Source organism: Empedobacter tilapiae (genome assembly GCF_004785645.1).
GTDB classification, from domain to species: Bacteria; Bacteroidota; Bacteroidia; order Flavobacteriales; family Weeksellaceae; genus Empedobacter; species Empedobacter tilapiae.
In genome coordinates, this window is record NZ_SRPE01000027.1 from 1 (window position 1) to 1,277 (window position 1,277).

The 1,277-nt window shown below is 22.8% G+C and carries 2 protein-coding genes and 1 pseudogene; 1 reads left to right on the forward strand and 2 read right to left on the reverse strand.

The features are described from left to right. Window positions 1-257: pseudogene (locus tag E4J94_RS17545) on the reverse strand (hypothetical protein); the annotation flags it as partial. Window positions 258-692: 435 nt separating this feature from the next. Here E4J94_RS17545 and E4J94_RS17550 point away from each other — a divergent pair. Continuing rightward, window positions 693-983 (forward strand): hypothetical protein, encoded by a 291-nt coding sequence (locus tag E4J94_RS17550; RefSeq protein ID WP_135837070.1) that lies wholly within the window; start codon window positions 693-695, stop codon window positions 981-983. Between the two features lie 27 nt (window positions 984-1,010). Here E4J94_RS17550 and E4J94_RS17555 read toward each other — a convergent pair. Then, the coding region (locus tag E4J94_RS17555; protein ID WP_135837071.1) for a helix-turn-helix domain-containing protein at window positions 1,011-1,277 on the reverse strand (267 nt) is incomplete at its 5' end.

The following is a 1,277-nucleotide window of genomic DNA, read 5'->3' on the forward strand; positions in this document are numbered from 1 at the left end:
ATTCTTGTTCTTCCATTTACATCTAAACTTTGTGTTGGTGTTGTAACACCTATACCAACCCTTCCTTGATTAGTTATTACAACATCATCTACTTGTTGTGCAACACTAGGAACTCCTGTAGTTGGATTTGTAGTTGCAGCAGATGATTTTCCGTCTGTATGAAAAAGCTGTTGAGGATTTTCGGTATTTATTCCTACTTGAGAAAATAGAGTAACTGATGAAAACAAACTCATCAAAATGACTAAATGTTTTTTCATAATTTTAAATTGTTTAGTGATTATTTAATAAATAGTCCTAACTAGACTATTATTAATCATATACATCTAAATCTCAATTTGATATAATTATGAATTACATATGTTTAAGCATTTAATAAATACTTATTAATCTTTTAAAAAAAATAAAATTGCTTATAAAACATTACTTTTCAATAATTTGCTTTTTTAAAGAAAAATAATACCTTTGTATAAAGTAGTCTAGTTAGGACTACTTTTTTTTATTTAATCCACCTCATTATTAATGCATTATATTAGATAAAAATGTATTTACTTTTCTTACTACTTGATAATGAGCATCAAAAAAAACAACTTATATTCTATATTTTCAGTTATTAGTTTTAAATAATATAATCTTTACGTGAAACCGTAATATTAATTAATAATTATTTTTTATTTTTCAAAAAACTGTATTTTATGCCAAAATTAACCAATCAAGAACTTGAAAGCTATAAAAGTCAAATGGAAACAACAATCAGTAATCCTTCTGGATTGTATATTGTAAATAAAATAAATGTAGTCTTAACAAATTTACTTGGTGATAGTAGATTTTCTAAAAATACAGAATTAAAAGAAATTTATAAAGAGATTTTGGAAATGGAAGAACCTAATAATTATTATACTTATAGATTAGAATATCCTGATAATTTAGAGAGGCTTCAAAAACTATATCCTCTTGTAATCAAAGAAATAGAAAATAATATATAAACTAAAAAAGCGTCAATTGACGCTTTTTTAAATAAATATCTTTTTCCACTTAGCAACAGTATTTCTACTTAATTTAAAATGATTTGCTAATTGAGAATTATTTAGATTATGTTTTTTCTGATAATCTAATATTAATAAAATATCTTGTTTTGAATAAGATTTGAATTTTTGATTTACTTCAATATTTCTTTTGTGTTCATCTCCGAAAATCAATTTATTCAATTCTAAAATATCTAAAATATTTAAATCTTGCTTATTTAGAATTTCTTGACATTGTAATATTTTATCAGGATA

What these genes read in the sequence shown, in the direction of transcription:
- E4J94_RS17550 (WP_135837070.1), top strand. Translation starts at nt 693, where the DNA reads ATGCCAAAATTAACCAATCAAGAACTTGAAAGCTATAAAAGTCAAATG.